Annotated in this window: 17 protein-coding genes; 12 read left to right on the forward strand and 5 right to left on the reverse strand. The window is 73.1% G+C overall.

Features of this window, described 5'->3' with window-relative positions; translation table 11 throughout:
• Positions 1–8 precede the first annotated feature (8 nt).
• The gene (locus tag ABZ234_RS21400; protein ID WP_355013219.1) at positions 9–5,033 is read left to right on the forward strand and encodes a DNA repair ATPase; all 5,025 of its coding nucleotides are present in this window, start codon (positions 9–11) and stop codon (positions 5,031–5,033) included.
• A 289-nt stretch (positions 5,034–5,322) separates the two neighbouring features.
• Positions 5,323–6,357: a hypothetical protein gene (locus ABZ234_RS21405; RefSeq protein ID WP_352983204.1), complete on the forward strand. Its 1,035-nt coding sequence runs from the start codon at positions 5,323–5,325 to the stop codon at positions 6,355–6,357.
• Positions 6,358–6,427: 70 nt separating this feature from the next.
• On the opposite strand, the gene ABZ234_RS21410 is transcribed toward ABZ234_RS21405, so the two are convergent.
• Complete coding sequence (locus ABZ234_RS21410; RefSeq protein ID WP_330160108.1) at positions 6,428–7,033, reverse strand: suppressor of fused domain protein; 606 nt, start codon at positions 7,031–7,033, stop codon at positions 6,428–6,430.
• Positions 7,034–7,836: 803 nt separating this feature from the next.
• Between ABZ234_RS21410 and ABZ234_RS21415 the strand changes: the two genes are divergently transcribed.
• Together ABZ234_RS21415 and ABZ234_RS21420 are read left to right on the forward strand one after the other, a co-directional pair.
• Positions 7,837–8,598, forward strand: coding sequence for a hypothetical protein (locus ABZ234_RS21415; RefSeq protein ID WP_355013220.1), 762 nt, complete (start codon positions 7,837–7,839; stop codon positions 8,596–8,598).
• Positions 8,599–8,927: 329 nt separating this feature from the next.
• Positions 8,928–9,233 (forward strand): YrhK family protein, encoded by a 306-nt coding sequence (locus ABZ234_RS21420; RefSeq protein WP_267947634.1) that lies wholly within the window; start codon positions 8,928–8,930, stop codon positions 9,231–9,233.
• Positions 9,234–9,285: 52 nt separating this feature from the next.
• On the opposite strand, the gene ABZ234_RS21425 is transcribed toward ABZ234_RS21420, so the two are convergent.
• Together ABZ234_RS21425 and ABZ234_RS21430 are read right to left on the reverse strand one after the other, a co-directional pair.
• Entirely contained in the window at positions 9,286–9,768 is a 483-nt protein-coding gene (locus tag ABZ234_RS21425; protein WP_355013221.1) for a hypothetical protein, read from the reverse strand.
• Positions 9,768–12,227: a nitrate reductase gene (locus ABZ234_RS21430; RefSeq protein WP_355013222.1), complete on the reverse strand. Its 2,460-nt coding sequence runs from the start codon at positions 12,225–12,227 to the stop codon at positions 9,768–9,770. Before ABZ234_RS21430 ends, ABZ234_RS21425 begins: the two co-directional genes overlap by 1 nt.
• A 360-nt stretch (positions 12,228–12,587) precedes the next feature.
• Here ABZ234_RS21430 and ABZ234_RS21435 point away from each other — a divergent pair, with 360 nt between their 5' ends.
• Positions 12,588–14,405, forward strand: a complete 1,818-nt coding sequence (locus ABZ234_RS21435) for an acyl-CoA dehydrogenase (protein ID WP_355013223.1) — start codon at positions 12,588–12,590, stop codon at positions 14,403–14,405.
• A gap of 103 nt (positions 14,406–14,508) precedes the next feature.
• On the opposite strand, the gene ABZ234_RS21440 is transcribed toward ABZ234_RS21435, so the two are convergent.
• Positions 14,509–15,291: a GNAT family N-acetyltransferase gene (locus ABZ234_RS21440; RefSeq protein ID WP_267947628.1), complete on the reverse strand. Its 783-nt coding sequence runs from the start codon at positions 15,289–15,291 to the stop codon at positions 14,509–14,511.
• 165 nt (positions 15,292–15,456) lie between these two features.
• Here ABZ234_RS21440 and ABZ234_RS21445 point away from each other — a divergent pair, with 165 nt between their 5' ends.
• Together ABZ234_RS21445 and ABZ234_RS21450 are read left to right on the forward strand one after the other, a co-directional pair.
• A complete protein-coding gene (locus ABZ234_RS21445; RefSeq protein WP_355013224.1) occupies positions 15,457–16,299 on the forward strand; it encodes an SDR family oxidoreductase in 843 nt (280 codons plus the stop codon).
• A 675-nt stretch (positions 16,300–16,974) separates the two neighbouring features.
• Complete coding sequence (locus ABZ234_RS21450) at positions 16,975–17,835, forward strand: SigB/SigF/SigG family RNA polymerase sigma factor (RefSeq protein ID WP_344182871.1); 861 nt, start codon at positions 16,975–16,977, stop codon at positions 17,833–17,835.
• 256 nt (positions 17,836–18,091) lie between these two features.
• On the opposite strand, the gene ABZ234_RS21455 is transcribed toward ABZ234_RS21450, so the two are convergent.
• Entirely contained in the window at positions 18,092–19,327 is a 1,236-nt protein-coding gene (locus tag ABZ234_RS21455; RefSeq protein WP_355013225.1) for an MFS transporter, read from the reverse strand.
• A gap of 626 nt (positions 19,328–19,953) precedes the next feature.
• Here ABZ234_RS21455 and ABZ234_RS21460 point away from each other — a divergent pair.
• From ABZ234_RS21460 to ABZ234_RS21480, 5 genes are all read left to right on the forward strand, one after another.
• Positions 19,954–20,334 carry a hypothetical protein gene (locus ABZ234_RS21460; RefSeq protein ID WP_267947624.1) on the forward strand — a complete coding sequence of 127 codons (381 nt, stop codon included), beginning with the start codon at positions 19,954–19,956 and terminating at the stop codon, positions 20,332–20,334.
• 145 nt (positions 20,335–20,479) lie between these two features.
• A complete protein-coding gene (locus tag ABZ234_RS21465) occupies positions 20,480–20,803 on the forward strand; it encodes a putative quinol monooxygenase (RefSeq protein ID WP_267947623.1) in 324 nt (107 codons plus the stop codon).
• 83 nt (positions 20,804–20,886) lie between these two features.
• Positions 20,887–21,936 carry an aldo/keto reductase gene (locus ABZ234_RS21470; RefSeq protein WP_355013226.1) on the forward strand — a complete coding sequence of 350 codons (1,050 nt, stop codon included), beginning with the start codon at positions 20,887–20,889 and terminating at the stop codon, positions 21,934–21,936.
• Positions 21,937–22,304: 368 nt separating this feature from the next.
• The gene (locus ABZ234_RS21475; protein ID WP_355013227.1) at positions 22,305–24,389 is read left to right on the forward strand and encodes a serine/threonine-protein kinase; all 2,085 of its coding nucleotides are present in this window, start codon (positions 22,305–22,307) and stop codon (positions 24,387–24,389) included.
• A 146-nt stretch (positions 24,390–24,535) separates the two neighbouring features.
• A partial coding sequence (locus ABZ234_RS21480; protein ID WP_355013228.1) for a protein kinase occupies positions 24,536–25,538 on the forward strand: 1,003 nt, incomplete at its 3' end.

Below are 25,538 nucleotides of genomic sequence, written 5' to 3' on the forward strand. Positions count from 1 at the left end.
AGCCCTCCGTGGCCGAGGCCGGAACCCAGGAGAACGAAGGCGCCGGGCCGGACGCCGCCGACGCGCAGTCGCTGGACGCGGGTGCCTACGAGGTGCTCCGCGCCCGGCTGCGCGAGCAGTCCGGCGAGCTGGCCCGGCGGACCGAGGAGCTGAACGCCCGCCGGCTGGAGGTGTTCGGCGGCACCGAGATGACGCTCCTCGGCACCGAGCGCATCCGCACCGAGCACAACTGCGTGCCCCGGGACATCGTCAGCGTGGGCGGCTCCGCCGGCTCGGGCGCCGACGACGTGATCCTGTTCGGCTACAACGTCTTCATCGGCATGCAGCGGGAGACGCACGTCTCCGACGTGTTCTCGCTGCACCGGTACGAGCACGGCGGCGACGGGTTCACGTTCGCCGACGCCGCCGGGGACGCCGTTCCCGGGCTGCTCCCCGACGAGGCGTTCCGGCAGGACTTCGCGAAGCTCTACCGCTACTACCGCGACGCCCGCCTGCTCCAGCTGCGCCGGATCGAGGACCGGCTGCTGGCCGTGTTCCAGACCGGTCCGCGCACCGAGGACGTGCGCGTGCTGCGGTGGTCGGTGGAGCCCACGGGTGGGATCGCCTACCTCGACGACCGCGGCGAACGCGACCACGTGTTCCCGCCCTCGCACGACTTCACGTGGGTGGAGACCACACGCGAGGACCACGTGCAGGGCCGCCACCCGCACATCTCCGTCCTCGACGAGCTGTTCGTCGAGACCGTGGGCGGCGACCTCACCATCAAGGTCGAGAACAACACCGAGGTCGGCGAGGGCGTCTACAGCGAGCCGGTGGACGAACCGCTCCAGAGCCTGGCCGACGCCTCCGTGTCGTACGCGAGGGTGGGCGCGCTGATCCTGCTGCGCGTCCTCCCGTACAACGAGACCGCGTGGCGCCACCTGGTCTTCAACACCCGCACCAAGGAGGTGGAGCGCCTCGACGGCATCGGCCAGGCGTGCCAGAGGCTGCCCGACGACCAGGGGCTGATCTTCCCCGGCGGCTACTACCTCGCCACCGGTGCGGCGCGGACGTTCGACACCGACGTCACCGACCTGGAGTTCGAGCGCGTGGTGCGCTCGCCCAACGGCGAGGACGTGCTGTACGTCTTCCACTCCCGCGCGGACGGCCGCAGCCTCCTGCTGCCGTACAACACCATCCGCAAGGAGGTCGCCAACCCCGTCGTCTGCCACGGGTACTCGCTGTTCGACGACGGCACCATGACGGTGTTCAGGAGCGACTCGGGCGAGCCGACCCGGGTGCATCCGATGCAGGTGTGGCAGACCCCGTACGTGTCCGACGTGTACGCGGCGGCGCAGCCGGCGGGGACCGGCCCCCTGGAGCGGATCGGCAACGCCGAGCTGGTGAGGGGTGTGTCCGAGGCGCTGTCGGTGGCGCGGATGACCACCGACATGCGCCCCTCCACGGAGGTCTTCGAGGCGCTCATCGCCGCGTGCCGCCGGGCGCTCGACCGGTTCCACTGGCTGGGCGAGGAGGAGCTGGGCGACCTGGCGACGCCGCTGGCGGAGGTGCAGGACACCGCCCGGCGGGTGCTGGAGGAGTTCGAGACCGTCCAGGCGCTCACCCGCCAGGCGGCCGAGGCGCTGGCGGGGGCCGAGGACCGGGCGGCCGCGCTCGTCCGCACGGCCCGGGGCGAGGCCCCGCGGTCGGCCGAGGGGTGGGTGGCGCTGCTGACCGGGCTGCGCCGCGCCCAGGGGCAGGCGGCCACGCTGCGCGAGACGCGGTACGCGGACACCGCCCGCCTCGACGCCCTGGACGGCAGGATCGGCGAGGAGATCACGGCGGTCGGCCGCCGGACGGTCGCGTTCCTGGAGCAGGACGACGCGTTCGCCGGGTACCACTCCGAGGTGGACCGGCTGGTCGCGGACGCCGAGACCATCGACGCGGTCAGCGCGGCCACGGCCGTCGGCGAGCGCATCGCCGAGCAGACCGAGGGCCTCCAGGTCGTCACCGAGGTCGTCGGCTCCCTGGACATCGGCGACGCCAAGGTGCGCACCCGCATCCTGGAGCGGGTGAGCGAGGTGCTGGCCGGGATCAACCGGGCGCGCGCCACGCTGGAGGCCCGGCGCACCGAACTGCTGGCCCTGGAGGGGCGGGCGGAGTTCGCGGCCGAGTTCGCCCTGCTGGGACAGGCCGTCACGGGCGCGCTGGCGGCGGCGGACTCCCCCGAGCGGTGCGACGAGCAGCTGGGGCGCATCATGCTCCAGCTGGAGAACCTGGAGTCGCGGTTCGCGGAGTTCGACGACTTCCTCGGGGAGCTGTCGGACAAGCGCGAGGACGTGTACGAGGCGTTCTCCACCCGCAAGCAGTCGCTGGTGGACGAGCGGGCGCGGCGGGCCGACCGCCTGGCGTCGTCGGCCGCCCGCGTACTGGAGGGGGTGAACCGCAGGGTCGCGACGCTGGCGACCCTGGAGGACGTCAACACCTACTTCGCGTCGGACGCGATGGTGGCGCGGCTGCGCCGCACCTCCGAGGAGATGCGCGCGCTCGGGGACACCGTGCGCGCGGAGGAGCTGGACGGCCGGATCGCGGCCGCCCGGCAGGAGGCCGGCAGGACCCTCCGGGACCGCACCGACCTGTACGAGCGCGGCGCGGGCGGGGAGACGATCCGGCTGGGCAGGCACCGCTTCGCGGTGAACACCCAGCCGATCGACCTGACGCTCACCCCGCACGGCGGTGGGATGTCGGTGGCGATCACGGGCACGGACTTCCGGGAGCCCGTCACCGACGAGGCCTTCGGGCGGACCCGGCGCCTGTGGGACCGGCTGCTGGTCTCCGAGAGCCCGGAGGTGTACCGGGCCGAGTTCCTGGCGACGTCGATCCTGGCCGCCGCCGAGGAGGGCGCGGACGGGCTGTCGCTGGAGCGGCTGCGCGAGGCCGAGCTGGACGCGGACGGGGCCGGCCTGGCGGGGCTGGTGCGCGAGGCCGCCGAGGCCCGGTACGACGAGGGCTACGAGCGGGGCGTGCACGACCACGACGCCGCGAAGGTGCTGTCCGCCCTGCTGCGGCTCCGCGCGGGCGCCGGACTGCTCCGGTACCCGGGCGCGGCACGGGCCGCGGCGCAGTTGTTCTGGGCGTTCGGGGCCGGGAAGGACCGGCGGTCGGCGTGGGCGGTGCGGGCCGCGTCGCTGGCCCGCGCCCGCTCGGTGTTCGGGGCGCGGCGGTCGGCGGCGATCGACGGGCTGCGCACGGAGCTGGCGGGGGCCGTGGACGCCTTCCTGACCGACAGCGGGCTGCACCGGGACGCCGACCTGGAACTGGTGGGCGAGTACCTGTTCGAGGAGCTCGCGGCGGACTCCCCCGCCGAGCGCGGATTCGTGTCGGGTGCGGGCGCGCGGAGGCTGCTCGACCGGTTCCACCGGACCCTGGGCAGCACGCGGGAGACCACGCGGGCGGCGTTCGCGGAGGACCTGCGCAAGCTCGACGGCGACCTGGCCGCCCGGCACCAGCTGGTGTCGGCGTGGCTGGAGGCGTTCGCGGGCACCCTGGACGGGGTGGACCCGGGCGACCTCCCCGAGGCGGTGGCGATCGAGCTGACCGGGTCCGGCGCGGACCGGTACGAGTCGTCGGCCGCCGTGGCCGAGACGGTCGGCGGGATCCTGGGGGCCCACCCGCGCGTGCGCGAGCGGTCCCTGGAGGTGCGGTTGGACGAGATCCTGCCGCGCACCCGCCGGTTCCGGCTGGAGGAGGTGCCCGCGTACCGGGACTTCCAGCGGCGCCGCAACGAGCTGGTTGCCGCGGAGCGCGAGCGCCTGCGCCTGGAGGAGTACCGGCCGAAGGTGATGAGCGGGTTCGTCCGCAACCGCCTGCTGGACGAGTCGTACCTGCCGCTCATCGGCGACAACCTGGCCAAGCAGCTGGGCGCGGCCGGTGACGACAAGCGCACGGACCAGAGCGGCCTGCTGCTCCTCATCTCGCCCCCCGGGTACGGCAAGACCACGCTCATGGAGTACGTGGCGAGCCGTCTGGGGCTGGTGTTCGTGAAGGTGAACGGGCCCGCCCTGGGGCACGCGGTGACGTCGCTCGACCCGGCGGAGGCGCCCGACGCCACGTCGCGGCAGGAGGTCGAGAAGATCTCGTTCGCCCTGGAGATGGGCGGCAACACCATGCTGTACCTGGACGACATCCAGCACACGAACCCGGAGCTGCTCCAGAAGTTCATCTCGCTGTGCGACGGCCAGAGGCGCATGGAGGGCGTGTGGAACGGGCGTACCCGGACCTACGACCTGCGCGGCAAGCGGTTCGCGGTCTGCATGTCCGGCAACCCCTACACCGAGCAGGGCAAGCGGTTCCGGATCCCGGACATGCTGGCCAACCGCGCCGACGTGTACAACCTGGGCGACGTGCTGTCGGGCAAGGAGGAGCTGTTCTCGCTGAGCTACATCGAGAACGCGCTCACCTCCAACCCCACCCTGGCGCCGCTGTCCACCCGCGAGCGGGAGGACGTGTACCGGTTCGTGCGGATGGCGCAGGGCGACGACCCGGTGGGCACGGACCAGCTCGCGCACCCGTACTCGGCGGTCGAGGTGGACCGGATCGTGTCGGTCCTGCGCAAACTGCTGCGGGTGCAGGAGGTGGTGATGGCCAACAACCGGGCCTACATCGCGTCGGCGGCGCAGTCCGAGGACGCGCGCACCGAGCCGCCGTTCCGGTTGCAGGGGTCGTACCGGAACATGAACCGGCTCGCGGAGAAGATCGTGCCGGTCATGAACGACGCCGAGGTGGAGGCCGTCATCGACGACCACTACCTGGGCGAGGCGCAGACGCTCACGTCGGATGCCGAGGCCAACCTGCTGAAACTGGCGGAGCTGCGCGGGGTGATGACCCCCGGACAGAGGGCCCGCTGGGCCGAGGTCAAGGAGGGGTACCGCCGGGGACGCGCGCTGGGCGGAGCGGACGACGATCCGCTGACCAGGGCGATCGGCGCGATGGGGCTGCTCGCCGACCGGGTCGGCGAGATCGGCGCCGCCATCGACCGCGGCCGCGAGGGGTAGCGCGGCGGTCGGTCGGGCGACCGGCCCCTCTGCGCGGAAGGGCCGCCGCCTCCCGGGGGACACCCCCCCGGGGGTGGCGGCCCTTCCGCGCGGCGCCGGAGGATCCCGGCGGGGTCCCCCGCCGTTGCGGGGGTTGTGGGGCGGCTGCGGGGAATGTAGTTTTCCTTCCACTTTCGCCCTGAGCCGCGAAGGATACCGCCGCAGCCCCGGGCGCAAGGTCGCGCAAGCGCGGCCCCCGGGGACGCGGCCCACCCCCGCCCCCTCCCCCGCTCGCGAGAGGTGCACAGACATGAGAACGACCCCCGCCGGCCGCGCCCGGCCCCGGTTCCGCGCGCGACCCGCCGGACGGCTGATCGCCGTGCTGGCCTCGGCCGCCCTGGTGGCCGCCCTTCCCCAGTCCGCCCTCGCCTCCGGCGCGGACCCCGGCGCCGACCGCCCCGTCACCGCCGAGGAGCAGGAGGTCATCGACCTCAAGCTGGCCAACTCGCCGGTGAACCCCGGGCCGCTGGTCTTCGGCGCCCAGCCCCTCCAGGACGTCAGGACCGCCGCGGGCACGGCCTCGGCGGACGCCTCGTGCGCGATCACCCCGCAGGAGGCCACCGCCATGACCCTGGCCCCGGTCTGGCCGGAGGTCGGGGCGGGCTCACCCGGCGCCCCCTCCCCCATGACGCTGTCCCGGTACGACAACCAGGACACCCTGTACGACCCGGCCCGCCGCGACGGGCTGTTCTTCAACCCCGGCGTCGGCCTGTGGCAGATGGACTCGGCCGGGCTCGGCGCGCACAACACCGCGGGCGAGGCGATCGACACCGCGTGGGTCGCCGGGTTCGTCGCCCCGTACATCGTCGACCGGTACTGCGCCGCGATCAACAGGGGCTCGACCGCGCCCGCCGCCCGCGCCACCGCGTGGCGCGACTGGAACGCCTGCGCGGACGGCTCGTGCGACAACGTCTACTGGCGCGCGTACAACAGCGGCGTGACGCCGGACGCGGGCGTGGGACGGCTCGGCGGCGCCGAGCCCCGCACCTGCGTCTTCGAGGGCGTCGGCCACGACTGCCTGTTCGTGGACACCGCCGCCGCGGAGGGCGGGAACTGGTGGACCCGGCCCGGCAGCGGGCGGTCCCCCGTGCCCCACCCGTTCTACGTGTTCCGGAGCGAGGCCGGGGGCGTCACCCGGGAGGTCCGCAGCTGGCTGGCGGAGGACTCCGGGGCGGGCACGCACGTGACCGTCACCCGGCCGTTCGGCGCGAACGCCCGGGGCGGCCTCACCTGGGCGGACGGCGCGGGCGTCTGCGACACCACCGCCGACCGCGGCGACTGCTGACCGGTTCCCGGTCCCGGTGCGTCCCCGCCTCCGCGGGCGCCGGACGCGCCGGGCCGGCCGGGACCGCGGGTCAGAGCCGGACGGCGTCCCGGGACGGGTCGGTGAGCATCTTCGGGTCCCGGTCGCGCAGGAGCGCGACGAGCGGGGCGGCCGTCCCGGCCTCCTGGACGGCGGCCCCCTCCTCGGCCTTCAACCCGACGAGCTGGAAGAAGAGGACGATCCCGTTCGGGGTGTCGATGGCGCGGATCTCGACGTCCGGGACGATGACGAGGGACGTCATGTCGCCGTTGGCGGGCTCCCCGCCGAGCGGGGACGGGGTGACGATCCAGTGGCCCACGTCCAGGTCGATGCCGGCGAGGAAGCGGTCGGCCAGGGCGTGGAGGACGCGCAGGACCCAGGAGGGCACGGCCTCGTCGCCGTCCTCGCGCGGGACCCTGCAGGTGAACTCGAAGCCCGAGCCGGAGACCCGGGCCTCCTCGCTGGTCTTCTCCCCGAGTTCGGTCAGGCCGAAGGTGACCAGGAGCCAGTGGCCGTCCAGGGGGTAGGCGAGCACGCCGTCGAGCCCTCCCCCCGACTTCCCGTCCGCCGCGAACTGGACGGTCAGCGGCTGTACGTCGGGGTACCGCTCCGCCCACTCCTCGTAGATCCGGACGAGTCCGGGCAGCATCTCCAGCATCGCGTCGTCGCTCTCCAGGTCGGTGTTGGCGGCGGCCGGCTCCGGCGGCCCCCGCGGACGGTCCGGGCCGCCGGAGCCGGCCGCCGCCGGTGATCGTCCAGGTCCGAGGATACGAGCGCGTGGCGGGCGCCCGGTCCGGCGACGATCCGAGCACGGCGCCCACCGGCGGCCGACCCGCGCGGGGCCGTCCGGTGGCCCCGAAAAACCGCGGAAGGCAAGAACCCCACGGCCCGCACGGACATCTAAAGCGCCCCTTCCCACAAAAGGGCGAGCCGGAAAGCACTAATACAAAACAAGAGTGATCTGTTTCACAGTAACAAATCAGGGAAACCGGCACCGCCCAATAAAATCCCTTCCCCATATCTCGAAACATTGGTCGATTCTTGTCAGAACTTTTCTCGGAGAAACGCACCGTGACCGACCGGACACACGAAAGACGATCCGACCGCGAAACCCAAACAGGGCTTGAACTGGCCTTACAGGGGAAGCCGCTTCGACCTCCCGGATTCTTCGCCGCCAGGCCCCACACCGCGATCCGCCTCTCGCCGCGGCCCGACCCGCACCGCGGACCACCCCGCACCCGAGGCGAAACAAGGGCTCTCCGAAACACGGGAATGCGGAATTCAGTGATACATTCAAGGAGTTATCAGGGCGGGCGCGGTTCCCATGCCCCTGTAACTCCCTCCCTCACCTTCGCCAAGCGTTTCGGGAAGCCCCGGCGAACCCGCTGAAGCGGCAGACCAAAGCTCTCGAACCCCGGCGTGAACGTTCCTCGCACCTGCTCCCCGAAAGAAACGAACATGATGAGCCGCAGCACCCGCTCCTCCCTCCTGGCCCTTCTCACCGCCGGCCTGCTCACCCTCGGCGCGACCGGCTGCTTCAGCCCGGACGCGGTCGACGCGGAGGCGTTCGACGCGGAGGCCCGGAGCGCCGAGAACAACGGCGCGGAAGGGGTGACCGCGACCATGGGCGGCGAGGTCACGTACCTGTCCCCGAACGAGTACCTCGTCGAGAACCAGGCGTTCCACGTCGACGAGACCACGCAGGTCCTCGGCGGGATCAGCGTCTGCCCCGCCGAGGACGGCGTCGACGAGACCGGTTACGGGATCGTGGAGTGCTCCTACGAGGAGCTCGACGCCGCCCTTCAGGGGGGAACCGTGGTTCTCGCCGAGGTCGCGATCGTGGACGGGTTCGCCGAGTCGATCACCGAGTACCGGACGGACGGCCACGGGGATCCCGACACCCCGGAGAGCCCCGAGAACGGTTCCGCGGGCGGGGACTCCTCGTCCGAAGGGGTGAACACGACCCTGACGGGCGAGGTCACGTACCTGGCCCCGTACGAGTACCTCGTCGACAACCAGGCGTTCTACGTCGACGAGACCACGTCGCACGTCGGCGGGATCTACGTCTGCCCCGGCGAGGAGGGCCTCCACGAGGACGGTCACGGAAACGTGTCGTGCCCCTTCGACGAGCTCGAAACCGCCCTTGCGGAGGGAACCTTCGTCTACGCCGAGGTCGTGATCGTGAACGGCCTCGCCGAGGTGATCACCGAGTACCAGGACTGATCTCCGGAACCCGGGAGAGCGGGCGACCGGGCCCGCCGGGGCGGCACTCCTCCAGGGGTGCCGCCCTTTCCGTGCCCTCAGCCGGTTTCCGGCGTTCCGGGCGGAGGGCAGGGGCTCCGGTGGACGGGAGCCCCCCCGGGGGCGCTTCCGCGGCTCACCGGTCGACGTCCGGGACGGCGCCGGGGCGCGGGCCTACGCTGGCCGGTGACCGGTCTGCCGCGGACCTGTGACGTCGTCGTGGGAGCGGGAGCGGCCGGGCTCGTCGCCGCCGTGGTCCTGGCCGACCTGGGCCCGGGCCGACCGGTCCGACGAGAGGAAGGGAGACCACCATGCCCGGGTCACAGCGGGGACGGCCCCTGGTCGTCCACATCGGCCGCGAGGAACTGGTCGTCCGCCGCCGGTACGAGGCGCTGAGCATCGCGAACGACACGCTCATCGCGCTGTGGTTCATCACGGGCAGCATCATGTTCTTCCTCCCGGCCTGGATGACGGTCGGGACGTGGTGCTTCCTGCTCGGCAGCGTCGAACTGCTGATCCGCCCCGTCATCCGGCTCAGCCGACTGGTCCACGTGCGGAGCATCCGTGCGGCCGGCGGCCCCTCGACGGCGCCGGCGGAGTCCTCCACGGACTTCTGACCGCCGCTCCCGGCCGCGTCCCCGGAGCGCGGCACGGGACGGGGCCCGCGCCTCAGCCGGACAGGACCTGCGGGGAGAGGGCCTTGAGCATGCCGTCCGCCCAGTTCATCTGCCGCACCGTCTGCGGGTGGCACCGCCGGGTGAGCGCGAGCAGCTCGGTGTCGGCGAACGCCTGGGCGCCCTGGCCGAGGAGCTCCCAGTCCACCGACACCCCCGCGGCCATGCGGTACAGCCTCCTCAGGTCGGCCAGCAGCAGGAGATCCGGATCCGAACGGGTGTCCAGCGGCTCCCCCGGGTCCTCGCGCGTCCCGCCGAGCGGCTCCGGGCCGCCCTCCGACAGGTCCTCCGGCTCCAGGCCGTAGCGGGGGCCGGTCGCGGCGAGCTCCCGCACGTGCTCCCGCGACCACGTGGCGAGGTCCCCGGCCACGTGGTGGATCTCGGGTTCGTCCCGGTGGCGTTCGCCCAGGGTGAGGAGCTGGTGGAGCAGGCGGCCCTCCGAACGGTGCAGTTCCCGCAGCGCGATCGCCATTCCCATCACGAACCGCCCTCCACCCGTTCCTCCGCCATCGCCCCCGGTCCGCCCCGGGTCTCGGGCACCCCCTCGCCGACGGGCCGGGACGCGGTCGTCGTCGGCGCGGGCGCAGGCGTCCCGCCGCCGGGCTCCAGGAGCCGCAGCCCCGCCGCCGAGGTCTTGAAGAGTGGCTGCTTGGACACCGGATCCCAGTCGGTGACGGTCATCTCGTTGGCCGCCCGGTCCTTCGGGACGTCCTCTCCCCCGCCGCGGTCCTCCGAGTCCCAGTAGCCGTAGTGGAAGGGGACGAACAGCACGCCAGGGCGGATCCCGGCGATGCGCGCCCGCGCCCGGACCGCTCCGCGCGGCGAGACCACCTCCACCAGGTCCCCCTCGCGGACCCCCGCGTCCTCCGCGTCGGAAGGGGCCACCTCCACCCAGACCTCGGGGGCCGCACGCCGCAGCTGCGGGACGCGCCCGGTCTTGGTGCGGGTGTGGAACTGATAGAGCGTGCGGCCGGTGACGAGGGAGAAGGGGTACTCCCCGTCCGGCGCCTCGTGGGGCTCCAGATACTCGGCCGCCCTGATGACCGCACGCCCGGAGGGGTTCATCGCGGCGTACCCGGTCGCGTCCGCCGGAGCTCCGGTGACCAGGTCCCGCCCGTAGCTCTCGCACTGGTCGGGCGCGGCCCAGAACCGTCCGTCGGCGTAGAGCCGCTCGGTCCCGTCCGGGTTGTCGGCGTTGCAGGGCCACTGGACGCCGCTCCCGCCGCGCAGCTTCGCGTAGGTGATGCCCGTGTAGTCGCACGGCCGCCCGGCGCTGGCCCGCTTCCACGCCTCGAAGGCCGACTCGGGGTCGTGCCACTGCGGGAACGGCTCCCCGTCCCTGTCGCGGAAGTCCATCCTGCGCGCGTAGTCGAGGAAGACGTCCAGGTCGGGCCGGGCCTCGCCGGGCGGGTCGACGGCCTTCTCGGACAGGTGGACGGTGCGGTCGCTGTTGGTGAGCGTGCCCGTCTTCTCGCCCCAGGTCGCCGCGGGGAGCACCACGTCGGCGAGCTCGGCCGTCTCGGTCATGAAGATGTCCTGCACCACCAGGAACAGGTCCTGCCCCGCGAGCAGGGACCGGATCCGCCGCAGCTCGGGGAGCGACACCGCCGGGTTGGTGGCGCTGACCCACAGGAAGCGCACGGAGCCCTTCTCCGCGTAGCGCATGATCTGCATCGCGTGGGTGGGCGGCGCGTAGTGCGGGATCCTCGCGGGGTCGAGGTTCCACACCGCGGCGAGGTCGGCGACGTGGGCGTCGTTGCTCCAGTTGCGAAAGCCCGTGAGGTCGCCGTCGGCGCCGCACTCCCGCGTGTTCTCCGCCGTGGGCTGCCCGTTCATCTGGAGCACGCCGGCGCCGGGCCTGCCGAGCATCCCGCGGATCAGGTGCACGTTGTTGACCTGCACGGACGCGGCGGTCGCCTGGTGCGACTGGTAGAAGCCCTGGAGCACCGTCGACAGCAGGCGCTCCGCGTCGCCCAGCATCCGCGCCGCCTCCCGCACGTCCCCGGCGGGGACGCCGCAGACGTCGGCGACGTACTCGGGCGGGTACTCGGCCACCCTCTCGACGAGCTCCTCGTAGCCGACCGTGTGGGCGTCGACGTAGCCGTGGTCGACCCGGTCCAGGCGGACGAGCTCGTGGAGGATGCCGTTCATGAGCGCGAGGTTGGTCCCCGGACGCGGCGCGAGGTGCAGGTCGGCCTCCCGCGCCACGGGGGTCGTCCGGGGGTCGACGCACAGGAGGGCGGGCGGGCGGGGGCCGGCGAGCCGGTCGAGCACCCGGGACCACAGGACCGTCTGCGTCTCGGCCATGTTGTGGCCGTAGAGGGCGATGACGTCGGCGTGGTCGACGTCGGCGTAGGAGCCGGGCTGGCCGTCGGAGCCGAACGACTCCTTGAGCGACTCCGCCGCCGTCGCCGTGCACAGCCGGGTGTTGCCGTCCACGTGGTTGGTGCCGATCGCGCCGTGGGCGACGGCCGCGAGCGTGTAGTACTCCTCCAGGAACAGCTGGCCGCTGGTGTAGAAGGCCAGCGCACCGGCCCCCTGCTCGTCGAGCAGTTCCCGGCTGCGCCGCACGACCGCCCCCATGGCGGTGTCCCAGTCGGTCTCGACCAGCTCGCCGTCCCGTCTGACCAGGGGCCGCTTGAGCCGGTCCTCCGCGTTGCCGGCCTGCCACCCGAAGAGGTCCTTGGGGCCGAGCCGCCCGCGGTTGACCCGGTCGGCCGCCCTGCCGCGCACCCCGACGACGCGGTCGCCCCGGACCGCGATGTCCAGCGCGTCGCCGTTCGAGTGCAGGACGGTGGCGGACTGCACCCAGCGCTCCACCTGGTCGGGCGTGACGCCCTCGGCCAGGTGGCCGTCCACCCTGACCGGCCACTCCTGCCCCGGCCCGTACGGGGTCCGCGACCCCCACGGTTCGGCGATCCTGTCCCTCGACGGCATCGCTGCTCCTCCCGGCGGCGGAAACGTGCCTGCCCCACTACCCGGGCCCCCTGCGCGTAAACGGTAGGCTCCGCAGGCCGCCGGCGGCCCGCGGCGGGCGGACTCGCCTGTCCGGGGCGCGCCCGGGGCGAACGGCCGGGCACGCGGGCTCGGTACCCCGGACGGGAGCGGAGGGCCCCGGCGCGGCGCCGGGGCCCTCCGCTCCCGGGGACCCCGCGTTCCGCCACTTCCGGGTGTCTCTCGGGCCACAAGTCCCTCGCGCTACTGGCATAGGGGTCTACTCGGTAGTAACATTGTCTTGTTACTAGTCGGTAGATCCGCGTGTACAGACACCGCGGCCAGGACACAGCGGAGCTGTCCATGACGCATTACAAGAGCAACCTGCGCGACATCGAGTTCAACCTCTTCGAGGTCTTCAGGCGCCAGGACGTACTGGGCGAGGGCCCCTTCGAGGAGCTCGACGAGGAGACCGCGCGCACCATCCTGGCCGAGGTCGACCGCCTCGCCACCGGCGTCATCGCCGAGTCGTTCGAGGACGCGGACCGCAACCCGCCGGTGTTCGACCCCAAGACGAACACCGTCGCCGTCCCCGAGAGCCTGAAGAAGTCCTACCAGGCCTACATGGACGCCGGCTGGTACAACCTCGACCTCCCCCAGGAGCTGGGCGGCCTCGGCGCCCCCCGCTCCCTGGTCTGGTCCGCCGCGGAGCTCGTGCTCGGCGCCAACCCCTCCGTCCACATGTACTCCGCCGGCCCCGGCTTCGCGAGCATCCTCTTCTCCGAGGGCAACGAGAAGCAGAAGGAGTTCGCGAGGCTCGCGATCGAGCGCGGCTGGGGCGCCACCATGGTGCTGACCGAGCCCGACGCGGGGTCGGACGTCGGCGCCGGCCGCACCAAGGCCGTGGACCAGGGCGACGGCACCTGGCACATCGAGGGCGTCAAGCGCTTCATCACCTCGGCCGAGCACGACATGTCCGAGAACATCTTCCACCTGGTGCTCGCCCGCCCCGAGGGCGCGGGCCCCGGCACCAAGGGCCTGTCCCTGTACCTGGTCCCCAAGTTCCTGGTCAACGAGGACGGCTCCCTCGGTGAGCGCAACGGCGCCTACGTGACCAACGTCGAGCACAAGATGGGCCTCAAGGCCTCCACCACGTGCGAGCTGACCTTCGGCGACAAGCACCCCGCCATCGGCTACCTCGTCGGCGACAAGCACGACGGCATCCGCCAGATGTTCCTCGTCATCGAGTACGCGCGGATGATGGTCGGCACGAAGGCCATCGCCACCCTCTCCACCGGCTACCTGAACGCCCTGGAGTACGCCAAGGAGCGCGTGCAGGGCAACGACCTCGCCGGGTCGAAGAACTCCCCCAAGGTCACCATCACCCACCACCCGGACGTGCGCCGCAGCCTCATGACGCAGAAGTCCTACGTGGAGGCGATGCGCGCCCTGGTCCTGCTCACCGCCACGCAGCAGGACGAGATCCAGATCGCGCACTCCAGGGGCGAGGACGCCACGGAGCTGGAGGCCATGAACGACCTCCTCCTGCCGATCGTCAAGGGCGTGGGCTCCGAGCGCTCCTACGCGCTGCTCGCCGAGTCCCTCCAGACCCTGGGCGGCTCCGGGTTCCTGCAGGAGTACCCGATCGAGCAGTACATCCGGGACGCCAAGATCGACACCCTCTACGAGGGCACGACGGCGATCCAGGCCCAGGACTTCTTCTTCCGCAAGATCGTGAAGAACGGCGGCCAGGCGCTGGGCGCCCTCTCGGGCGAGATCAGGGCCTTCGCCGAGAGCGAGGCCGGCAACGGCCGCCTCAAGGAGGAGCGCAAGCTGCTCCTGGAGGGCCTCGGCAACGTCGAGAAGCTCGTCGAGCTCATGGTCGGCCACGCGATGGGCTCCGCCGAGAACCCGCGCGAGCTGTACAAGGTGGGCCTGAACTCCACCCGCCTGCTGATGTCGTTCGGCGACGTCGTCCTCGCCTGGCTGCTGCTGCGCCAGGCCGAGGTGGCCCTGAACAACATCGACGGCGCCGGCGAGGCGGACAAGGACTTCTACACCGGCAAGATCGCCGCCGCGCGCTTCTTCGCCGAGCAGTTCCTGCCGCGCATCGCCGCCGAGCTGCGCGTGGCCGAGGGCGTCGACCTCGACCTGATGGACGTTCCCGAGTCCGCCTTCTAGGGCGAACCGGACCCGCGACGGGCGGGGCGGCCTTCCGGGGCCGCCCCGCCCGTTCCGTGTGCGCGGGTCCCGCCCCCGGACGGGGGCGGGCGGCCCCCGCGGCTCAGGCCGGGGACCAGACGTACGGGGTCGTGGTGGTCACCCCCTCGAAACCCAGGCGGCGCAGAACGGGCGCGCTGGCGTCGGTGGCGTCGACGCGGAGGTAGCGGACACCGCGTGCCGCGGCGATGTGCGCGCGGGCGGCCACCAGGGACCGGTAGATCCCCTTCCCCCGCCACGAGGGCAGGGTCGAGCCGCCCCAGAGCCCGGCGAACTCGGTACCCCTCAGGAACACCAGCCACGCGGCCGACACCACCTCCCCGCCGGCCTCGGCCACGAGGACGGCGATACCGTCCGGGTCCGCGGCGGTCCGGGCGATCAGGTCCTCGCCCAGCCAGCTCCAGTCGCCGCCCCACACGCGCGACTCCATGTCGGCGACACGGCGCATGTCGTCCGGTTCACCGACCCGGCGGAGGGCGACCCCCTCGGGCGGGGCCGGGGCGGAGACCACGTCGGTGCGGCCGATCAGCACGGTCTCCCGCTCCTCGGGCGCGAACCCGGCGGCGCGGAGGCGGTCGGGGAGGTCCTCCGGCCGGTCGTGCCCGTGGGTCTTCCACTCCACCGCCTCGCCGCGCGCCGCGAAGCGCTCCCGCTGCCGGGCGATCAGCCGGTCCAGTTCGTCCCCGCGCACGCCCGGGTCGGGCGGCGCGGTGACGAGCCCCCGGCGCTGCCCCACCAACCGCGTCACCGGTCCGTCCCGCTCCACCGTCACCCCGTCGGGGAGGTCCGCGGGGGCGCCGCGCAACTGCTCGTCATAGGCCGCGAGCAGGCCTTCGATGTTCGTCACAGGACATGACACCACGGGACCGGCGGGCGCGGTCAACCCGTTTTCCGACGGGAACCCGGCCCACCGCGCCGCCCGGTCGCACGTGTACGGAAGCACCGACCGGGTAGCCGGGACCGCGAGTGCGTGCGCCCGGCCGGGCGCAGGGAACAAGGGGGGTGCGCAGCCATGGAGCAACGACGTGACGACGCCCGCGTGGACGGGGTGCGCGAGTTCGACGGCTACGACCGGGTGGCGGTGGTGACCGGCGCGGACAGCGGGATCGGGCGGTCGACGGCGGTCCGCCTGGCGCGCGAGGGCTTCGACCTCGGCATCACGTACCACTCGGACGAGGAGGGCATCCGCCGGACGGAGTCCGAGATCGGGGAGGCCGGACGCCGGGCGGTGGTGCGCAGGCACGACCTCTCCGACCCGGTGGGCGGGTCCGAGGCCGTCGCCGAGCTGATCGGGGAACTCGGGGGCGTCGGGGTCCTGGTCAACAATGCCGGGACCGGGTCGGACGAACCGCTCCTGGAGACGGACTACGAGCGCTGGCGCGAGGTCCTGGCCGTCGACCTGGACGGCCCGTTCCTCTGCTCCAGGATCGCGGCGACCCACATGCGCGACGCGGGACGCGGCGGGCGCATCGTCAACATCACCAGCGTGCACGAGGAGTTCCCCCGGGTGAACGCCGGGGCCTACTGCGCCGCCAAGGGCGGCCTCAAACTCCTGACCCGGGTGCTCGCCCTCGAACTGGGGCTGTACGGCATCACCGTGAACGCGGTGGCTCCTGGCGAGATCGCCACGCCCATGACCGGACAGCACGAGGAGCCGCCGGGCCTGGACACGCGCGGCGGCTACCCGATCTCCCGCCCCGGCCACGCCGACGAGGTGGCGGACGCCGTGGCCTTCCTCGCCGGGCAGGGGTCGTCCTACGTCACCGGGGCCTCGCTCTTCGTGGACGGGGGGCTCTCGCTCATGGGTCCCCAGGCGGGAGGGGCGCTCCAGGACGGCACCTGGCGCGCGGGCTGACGGCCCGGGCCCGGGTTGTCGGCGCCCTCCCCGGCACGTGCCGGGGAGGGCGCCGTGTGCGGCGCCCGGGCACGGCCCTCCGGAGGGCCCCGGGAGGCCTGACACCGGCACCGCCCGACCGGACCGGAGGCAGGGCCGGTGGCCGCCCGCACCCCTGCGTCCCGGCCCTTCCCCCGGGGGAGGGCAGCCGCCGTCGGGGCGTCTCGGGGCACCCCCTCGGACCGGAACAGGAAAAGGCCTTCCGCAGAACGGCCACTCCGTCCCGACAGTGCGGATAAGAAAGACGTAAAAGCGGGAACGGGAGCGGACGACAACCTCCACACCCCTGCCCAAGCCATTGTCAGAACGGCATAAAAAAGCACTTCCCTCGAAAACCGAAACACTCCCCTCAACGGGAAGCGCCGAGCACCACCACCCCGGAGCAGGGGGTCAGTGTGCGCCACGCCACGAAAAACACCCATCCGAGCACCGGAAGAAAACACGGAGCGTGACTTCATCGTCCCCTACCAGGGGAGGGGCAAAAAATTTCGGTCCGCACTTTTAAACGCCGCTCCGAGGGAAGGAAGAAGGTCCACCAGGTTTTCCCTTCAACCCTTCCGACCACCCGCCCGCACTGAATTCCCAGCCGACGCCACCGGCGTTCTGTCCGGACCCGCCAGACAACCGGGAGCTCTCTTGCCGAACACCGCCACCACCCCGAAGACGCCCCGAACCGCCCGCAAGCGGACCCGTCCGCTCTCCCGCCCCCGTACGCGCACCCCCGGCGAGAACGCCTCCGCCGAGGAGCTGCTGGTCGCGGCGAGGCGCCTGGGCGAGGGCGACCCCCGCGCGGACCGGCTCCGAGAGCGCGTCGTACTGCTCCACCAGCCCCTGGCCAAGAAGATCGCACGCCGCTACCAGGGCCGCGGCGAACCGCTGGAGGACCTGTACCAGGCCGCCATGGTCGGCTTCACCAAGGCCATGCGCGGCTACGACCCCTCCTACGGCAAGCCGTTCGTCGCCTACCTGGTCCCCACGGTCACCGGAGAGGTCAAGCGCCACTTCCGCGACCACACCTGGGCGATGCGTGTCACCCGGACCCAGCAGGAGGAGCGCAGCAAGCTGCGCAGAGTGTCCTCCGACTTCCAGCAGGAGCACGCGCGCACGCCCACGACCGCGGAGCTGGCCGAGAGGATGGACATGTCGGAGGAGGAGGTGCAGCAGCTCATCCAGGCGTCCAACGCCTACCAGTGCCTGTCCCTGGAGGCCCCGGACACCTCCGGCGCCGAGGAGGAGCCCATGCGCCTGGAGGACCACCTGGGCAGCGAGGACCACGGCCTGGAACTGGTGGACCAGCGCGAGAGCCTCAAGCCGGCCCTCGCCCGCCTTCCCGAGCGCGACCGCCGGCTCCTGGGCCTGCGCTTCTTCTGCGACCACACCCAGACCGAGATCGCCGACCGGATGGGCTGCTCCCAGATGCACGTCTCCCGGCTCCTGTCCGGGGTGCTGGACCGGCTCCGCGCCGAGATGGGCGAGACGGCGCAGGCCCGCGCCTGAGGTCCGTGTCCGAGGGCAGGGGCCGGGGACGCGCGGGGGCCGTGCCCGGACCCTGCCCGAGGCACGGGGCCCGAGGGGGGCCGCCCCGGCGCGGGGCGGCCTCTCCCGCGCACGAGCGCGGGTCCGTAAGGGCCGCCATGGGCGCCGTCCTCCTCGCGCGCGTGCGCACGCGCGCGAGGAGTTAAGGGGAGAAGAGGAGCCGTGGGCCTTCGGGCCCGCGCCCCTTCCGCCCCGCGCCCCCCGCGGGCCCCGGGGCCTACGCCCGGGGGCGGGACAGCACGAAGAAGTACAGCACCGCGGTCGCGGCGACCGTCGTCACGCACATCGGCACGAACGCGATCTGGTAGGACTCCGGCTCGTCCGGAAGCGCCTGGAGGATCGCACCGGCGGCGACCGTGCACAGCACCGCGGTCGTGAAGCCGCTCATGTTGACCAGGCCGGAGGCGACACCGGTGCGGCTGGCGGGGATGCCGTCGCGGGCGAAGTCGAAGGAGATCGTCGGCGCGAGGGTCTGGCCCACCGCGCTCACCGCCATCACCGTCAGCCCGGCCGCGACGGGCGCTCCCCCGGGCCACACGACCAGCAGCACCCAGCCCGCGCTCAGCACCGCCCCCAGGGTCAGGGCCAGCCACCGGCGCGCCCGGGGGTGCCGGCCGACCAGGAGGCCGACGAACGGGGCCACCCACAGGCCCCCCGCCGCCAGACCGGTCAGGGTCAGCGCCGCGGTGCCCTCGGCCAGGCCCAGCCCGTTCACGAGGTACGGGTAGCCCCACAGCACCATCATCATCGTGAAGGGCGCCATCACGGCCGCGTGGTGCGCCATGCCGATGAGCGGGCCGCGCGCGCGAAGGGCCTCCTTGAGCGCCTCCCACACGGAGATCGGGTCGGCCACGGTGGACCGCCCGGCCGCGTCGGCGGGGCGGTCGCGCACGACCAGCAGCACGAGGAGCGCCATCAGCGCGGTCAGGGCCGTGGTGGAGAGGAAGGCGGCCACCCAGCCGACCTGCCCGAGGGCCCACGCGAGGGGCGCCGCGCTCGCCACCTGGCCGATGCCGCCGACCACGCCGGTGAGGCCGCTGACGAGGGCGTAGCGCGCACGCGGGAACCACAGGGCGGCCAGCCGGATGACGTTGAGGAAGACGAGGGCGTCGCCGAGGCCGATGAGGAACCGTCCGGCGACCGCGGTCTCGATCCCGGGCGCGAGCGCGAACAGGCAGGAACCGACCACCATCGCCACCATGCCCATGGCGAGCGTGTAGCGGGGGCCGAGCCGGTCGGCGAGGAGGCCCGCCGGAACCTGGAGGAGAACGTACACCAGGAGTTGGAGCATCGGCAGCAGGGACAGCAGCGCCGGGCCGACGTCGAACCGGGCCTGGGCCTCCAGGGCCGCGACACCGAGGCCGTTGCGGTGCAGCATCGCCAGGAAGTACCCGGCGACGGCGACCGCCCACACGATCCACGCGCGGGCGCCGCCCGCGGGTTCGGTGGGCACGGTGCTCCCGTCCGGGGTAGTCCGGTCACCGGATGTCTGGGTCTGTGTCACTGGACGACTTCTCTCCGTTTTGTACGACCTCTCCAGTGTCCTCCAGAGACCGGACCATCCCTTACACCGGGGTGACAGGGTGCGCAAAACCGGCCGACGCCCGTGTGCGCCGCCGGACCCGGCATCGGCAAGACCCGCGCTTGACAGAGTCAAGAACGCGTAACCAGCAAGAAGTCACCACGAGTCACCAGAAGCACGCCAAGAGTTGCCAAAACGGGTGAGACTCACGACAGCCAGGACGGGACTCAGAGGCCTTTATTCGACCCGCGCCAATCGAACACAGGTACATAAAAACCCCTCTGACCAGTAGGTTCTCGGTTTTGCCCAGTCGATACGGTTTCGTTAATTGTGACATTGGTCACTCGTAGAAGCCTCGACTGCAAGGGGTGAGTTGCTGCTAGCATCCGGAGCGCAAAGAATAACTACGAGGTAACGACACCGTTCACACCTCACCAACTTTGTGGAGGGAACCCGCCAAGGTCCCAGGACGGGCGGAAACCCTCGAACCGCGGCGACTGTGGCCGCACCGAGCACACGGTCAGCACCGCGGCAACCGAGACCCACTGGAGACGACCTTGAGTCACTGGCGCCTGAACAATCCCCGGGCCTCCCGGGCGAAGTCGGCTCTCGCCAGACGAATCAAGCACAAGCCCCGCCACGCCTTCTGCGCCGAGCGCGCGATCACGGCGCTCCTGGGCGAACTCGTCTCAGCCACCCAGCGCCAGTTCTACTGGTCGGGCACCACCGACATGGCCGTCATGTCGGTCCAGCGCGACGTCAACGTCTGGTGTCGCGACGGGCGCTTCTTCTGGAACGACCTGTTCCACGGCGGCACGGTCTCCCATCCCGCGAGCGACCCGGTCGGCGCCGCCGAGCTCCTCAACCCCTTCGCCCGGGGCCCCGAGCCCGTCTACAGCCACGGTTTCGGCGCCGCACGCCAGCCGGTCGCCGCCTGACACCGCCCCTCCTCTCCCCGCTCCACCGCCGCCCGGCCCCGGTCAGCCGTGCGCTCCGCACCCGCGGTGCTCTGGAAGACTGGGACGGGGGACACGACGTGTCCCCCCGAGCAGTGAACCGAGCACAGTGAGGAGACCGGGAACCATGATCCTGATCGTCGTCAAGTACAGGGTCAGGCCGGAGGCCGTCGACCGCTTCCTCGACGAGGTCGCCGACTTCACCGCCGCCACCCGGGCCGAGCCCGGGAACCTGTGGTTCGAGTGGTCCCGCAGCGTCGAGCGCGACGACGAGTTCGTCCTGGTCGAGGCGTTCCGGGACGGCACGGGCGAGGCCCACGTCAACAGCGACCACTTCCGCGAGGGCCTGGCCCGCATGAAGCCGCTGCTCGCCGAGACCCCGCTCATCGTCAGCCGCTCCGTGGAGGGCGAGGGCTGGGACCGCATGGGCGAGCTCACCGTCGACGCCTAGGCGTGTCGGCCCCCCGCCCCCTCGGGCGGACCGCCGGGCGGGTTAGTCTGCCGGTCGGTCATCCGACGAGGGGAAGGCGGTCCGTGGGCACCTACGTGGCGAGCGAGGATCGGTACGAGACGACGGAGTACCGCAGGAGCGGTGACAGCGGGCTGCACCTGCCCCGCCTGTCGCTGGGCCTGTGGCAGAACTTCGGCGCGGACCGCGACCAGGAGAACCAGCGCCGCATCCTGCGCAGGGCGTTCGATCTCGGCGTGTTCCACTTCGACCTCGCGAACAACTACGGACCGCCGCCCGGGGCCGCCGAGGAGAACCTCGGCCGCGCCCTGGCCGAGGACTTCGCCCCCTACCGGGACGAACTGGTCATCACCACGAAGGCCGGGTGGGTCATGGGCCCCGGCCCCCACCAGCGGGGCGGGTCGCGCAAGTACCTGCTCTCGTCGCTGGACCGGTCCCTGGCCAGGATGGGCCTCGACCACGTGGACGTCTTCTACAGCCACCGGCCCGACCCGGACACGCCGCTGGAGGAGACCATGGGGGCCCTCCACCACGCCGTGGTGTCCGGCCGGGCGCTGTACGCCGGCATCTCGTCGTACGGCCCCGCCGCGACCAGGGAGGCCGCCCGCATCATGCGGGAGCTGGGCACCCCGCTGACCGTGCACCAGCCGTCGTACTCGATGCTCAACCGGTGGGTGGAGGGCGGTCTGCTGGAGGCGGCGGCCGACGAGGGCATGGGCGTGGTGGCGTTCTCGCCGCTGGCCCAGGGCGTGCTGACCCCGCGCTACCTCGGCGGCGAGGTGCCACCGGACTCCCGCGCGGGCGTGGGCCGCCCGAGCTGGCGCGACAACATGCTGTCCGAGGAGGTCCTGGGGCGGGCGCGCGCCCTGGACGCCATCGCCTCGGAGCGCGGCCAGACGCTCGCCCAGATGGCGATCTCCTGGGTGCTGCGGGACCAGGGGCCGCGCACGGTGACGACCGCGCTCATCGGGGCGTCGAGCGTGGAGCAGCTCGAACAGAACCTCGCCGCGCTGGACTCCCCCGGGTTCAGCGACGAGGAGCTGCGGCGCATCGACGAGTGGGCCGTGGACTCCGACGTCAACATCTGGTCCGGGGCCACCGCCTCCCGCCCGTAGGGCGTGTGCCGGGGGCCGCGCGGGGACGTCGCCCCGCGCGGCCCCCGGGGCCGCGCGGCGCACGCGGCTCCCCGGGGCCGCCCTTTGGGGCCCGTCTCCGGCGGGGTCCCGGGCGGTCCCTTTTCCGGGCGTCGGGGGCGGGCGCGCGCGTTCACCGGGTTTCGCGGCGAAGTCGGGCACAACAGATCTTCGGATCCGAACCACCAAAGGGTGACATAAGGGCACACACCCTCCGTGAACCGGTCGGAATCGTGCTCTATCAGCGATCTTCTCGGGTTACGGTGACTCCTGAGAAACCTCCGGCAGACGCACCGGGCCGTCCTGGCGGGCCCCGAGGCGTCCTCCGCCCCTGGCCCCCCAGAGGACCCATGCGCCCCCTCAACCCCGACGAGCCCACACAGCTCGGGGAGTTCCGCCTCATCGCCCACCTCGGTTCCTGCGGCATGGGCCGCGTGTATCTGGGCGCGGACCCGCGCGGGCGCCCCGCCGCCGTCACGGTCGTCCGCGCCGCGTACGCCGTCGACCTGGACTTCCGTGCCCGCTTCGCCCGCGAGGCCGCCCTCGCCCACCGGACGGTCGGCCGCTTCGCCCCGCCCCTCCTCGGCCACGACCTGTCCGCCCCCGTCCCCTGGACCGCCACCGCGTACGTCCCCGGCCCCACGCTGCGCGAGCTGGTGGAAAGCACCGGGCCCCTCCCCCCGGCGGCGGCGGCCCTCCTCGCCCGGGGGATCGCCGAGGCCCTGGACACGGCCCACGGCGCGGGCGCCGTGCACCGGGGCCTCACGCCCTCGACCGTCCTGGTGGACGCACACGGCCCCCGGCTCATCGACTTCGGCGTCGCCAGGGCCGTGGACGAGGCCCGGCTCACCCGCCCCGGCGAGGGCGTCGGATCCGCCGCCTACACGGCGCCCGAACTCCTCTCCGGCGGCGGGGCCGCCGCCGCCGGCGACCTGTTCTCCCTCGGCGGAGCCCTGCTGTTCGCGACCACGGGGGCCGACCCCTTCGGGGAGGGGCATCCCTCGACCCTGCTGTACCGGGTCCTGCGCGAGCCGCCGTCCCTGGACGGGGTCCCGGGCCCCCTGCGCCCGCTCGTGGCCGCGTGCCTGGACAAGCTCCCCGAGAACCGGCCGACCGCGCAGGAGGTCCTCGACCACCTCGGCGGGCCGCTCCCCGAGGAACCCCCCACCGCCCCGTGGCTGCCGCCGCGGGCCCGCGCCGCGGTCGCCGCGGCCGAGGAGTCCTACCGCTCTGCGGTCGGCCCCCGGGCCGGCGGCCCCCCGGCCCCCGATCCCTGGGCCGCGCTCGCTCCGGGCGCCCGGCCGGCGCCCCCCGCACGCACCCCTCCCCGGCGGCGGGGCCGGGCCGTGCTGCGCGTCGCGGCCCTCCTGGGCGTGGCGGTCCTCCTCGCGGGCGCGGGCCTGTTCGCCGTCGCGGCCCCGGCGTGGGAGGCGGCCGGGGAGACCGGCGCCGTCCGCGACTGCTCCGCGTCCGGAAGCCTGGCCGGGAACCTCGCCCTCACCGGCCCGCCGCAGGTCATGTTCCCCCCGGACGTGCCCCTCGAACTCTCGTTCTCCCCCGACGGCACCGTCCTGGCCGTCTCCCAGGTCGACCGCGTGACCCTGTGGGACTGGGAGGGGTCGCGGCCCCTGGCCCGGATCGACAACGAGGAGGCCACGGTGCCCCCCACCCCGGCCGCTTTCAGCCCGGACGGCTGCCTGCTCGCCTACGGCACCCTCCACGGGACCGCCGTCACCGACCTGTCCACGGGCAGGGCGTGGAACGTCGGACCGGAGCAGGCCGTCCGGTCCGTCGCCTTCAGCCCCGACGGCTCCTCGCTGGCCGTGGGCGTGCGGAGCGACCCCGGGGCGCGGTTCCTGCACCTCTACGAGACGGAGCGCTGGAAGCTGACGGCCGCCCTGCCGGGTTCCGGGAGCCTCGGCGCGATCCAGTACTCGCCCGACGGCACCACCGTGGCGGGCGGCGAGGTGGGCGGCGGCGTCGCGGTGTGGCGCACGGGGGCCGGGGGGCTCGACCGGCTGGGCCTGGTCGACGAGCGCGCACGGGTGGGCGCGGACGCCTTCGACATCCTCCCGGACGGCTCGGGCGTCCTGCTCATCCGCTCGGACCGCGTCCTGCTGGTCGAGCCGCAGAACGAAAGGGTCCTGCGCGAGTTCGTGCCCGACGACGAGGACCACTTCCTGGTCGACGTCGCCTACAGCGAGGCGAGCGGCCGGGTCTTCGCCGCCATGCTGGCCCCGGGCGCCGGGTCGGGCAGCACGATGGCGTGGGACTACGGCGACGCGGCCAGCGCCCGGCTCGGCCCGGACCTGCCCCGGCTGTTCCCGCTCGTCCTGTCCCCGGACGGGTCGCGGCTCGCCGGGCTGCGAGCGGACACCGGCGACCTGGCCGTCTACGACACCGACCTGTCGCTGCTCGGGGTGATCGGCGGCTGACCCGGGCGGGCCGCAACCGGTCACTCGTCCGGGCGGTCCGCCCACGAACCGCTACATTGGCGGAGGAACCCTCCCGAGCACCGCCCCGACCCCGCGCGACCGCCCCCGCGCCGGTGCCCTGACGCAGTGAGGAACGCGTACCCGCCGTGCAGCCCCTCGCCTCCGACGACCCCCGGCACATCGGCCGCCACAGGCTCCTCTCCCGCATCGGCGCGGGCGGCATGGGCAGGGTGTACCTGGCGCGCACCCCGGACGGCCACCTGCGCGCGCTCAAGGTGGTCAGGGAGGACCTGGCCCACGACACCGGGTTCCGGGACCGGTTCGCGCGGGAGGTCCGCGCCGCCCGGCGGGTGCGCGGCCCCTTCACCCCGGCCGTGACCGACGCCGACACGGACGCCGACGTCCCGTGGATGGCCACCGAGTACGTGCCCGGCCCCACGCTGAAGGAGGCCGTGAGCGCGAACGGCCCCTTCCCCGGCCCCTCGCTGCTGGTTCTGGCCCTCGGGCTCGCCCGGGCCCTGGAGACGGTCCACGAGGCGGGGCTGATGCACCGCGACCTGAAGCCGGGCAACATCCTGCTGTCCCCGCGCGGCCCGCAGGTCATCGACTTCGGCATCGCCCGCGCCGTCGAGGGCACGGTGCTCACCCGCACCGGGCAGACCTTCGGCACACCCGCCTACACCTCGCCCGAGCAGATCACGGGGCACGGCGTCTCCCAGCTCAGCGACCTCTTCTCCCTGGCGGGCGCGGTGGTCTTCGCCGCCTCGGCGGAGCCCCCGTTCGGCTCCGGGCGCCCGGTCGACTCCCTGCGCCGGATCATGGCCGACGAGCCCGCCCTGGGTGCGGTCCCCGAGGGCCCCCTGCGCGACGTGCTGGCCCGCTGCTTCGCCAAGGACCCCGCCGGACGGCCCGACGCCGCGGAGGTCCGGGGAGAACTGTCCGCGCTGCCCCTTCCGTCGGCCGAGCACGGCTGGCTTCCCGCCCCCGTGACGGAGCAGATCGACGCCCGGGAGGGCGAGGTCCGGAGGGCGGAGGAGGCCGGGCGCACCACCGTGGACCTGCAGGACGAGATGAGGGGCTTCCTCGACGCCGGGTACGAGATCGTCAAGATGAAGATCGGCGGCGCCGACCTGGCCGAGGACCTCAGGC

This window comes from Nocardiopsis sp. NPDC006198 (assembly GCF_040613895.1).
Taxonomy (GTDB): Bacteria; Actinomycetota; Actinomycetes; order Streptosporangiales; family Streptosporangiaceae; genus Nocardiopsis; species Nocardiopsis tropica.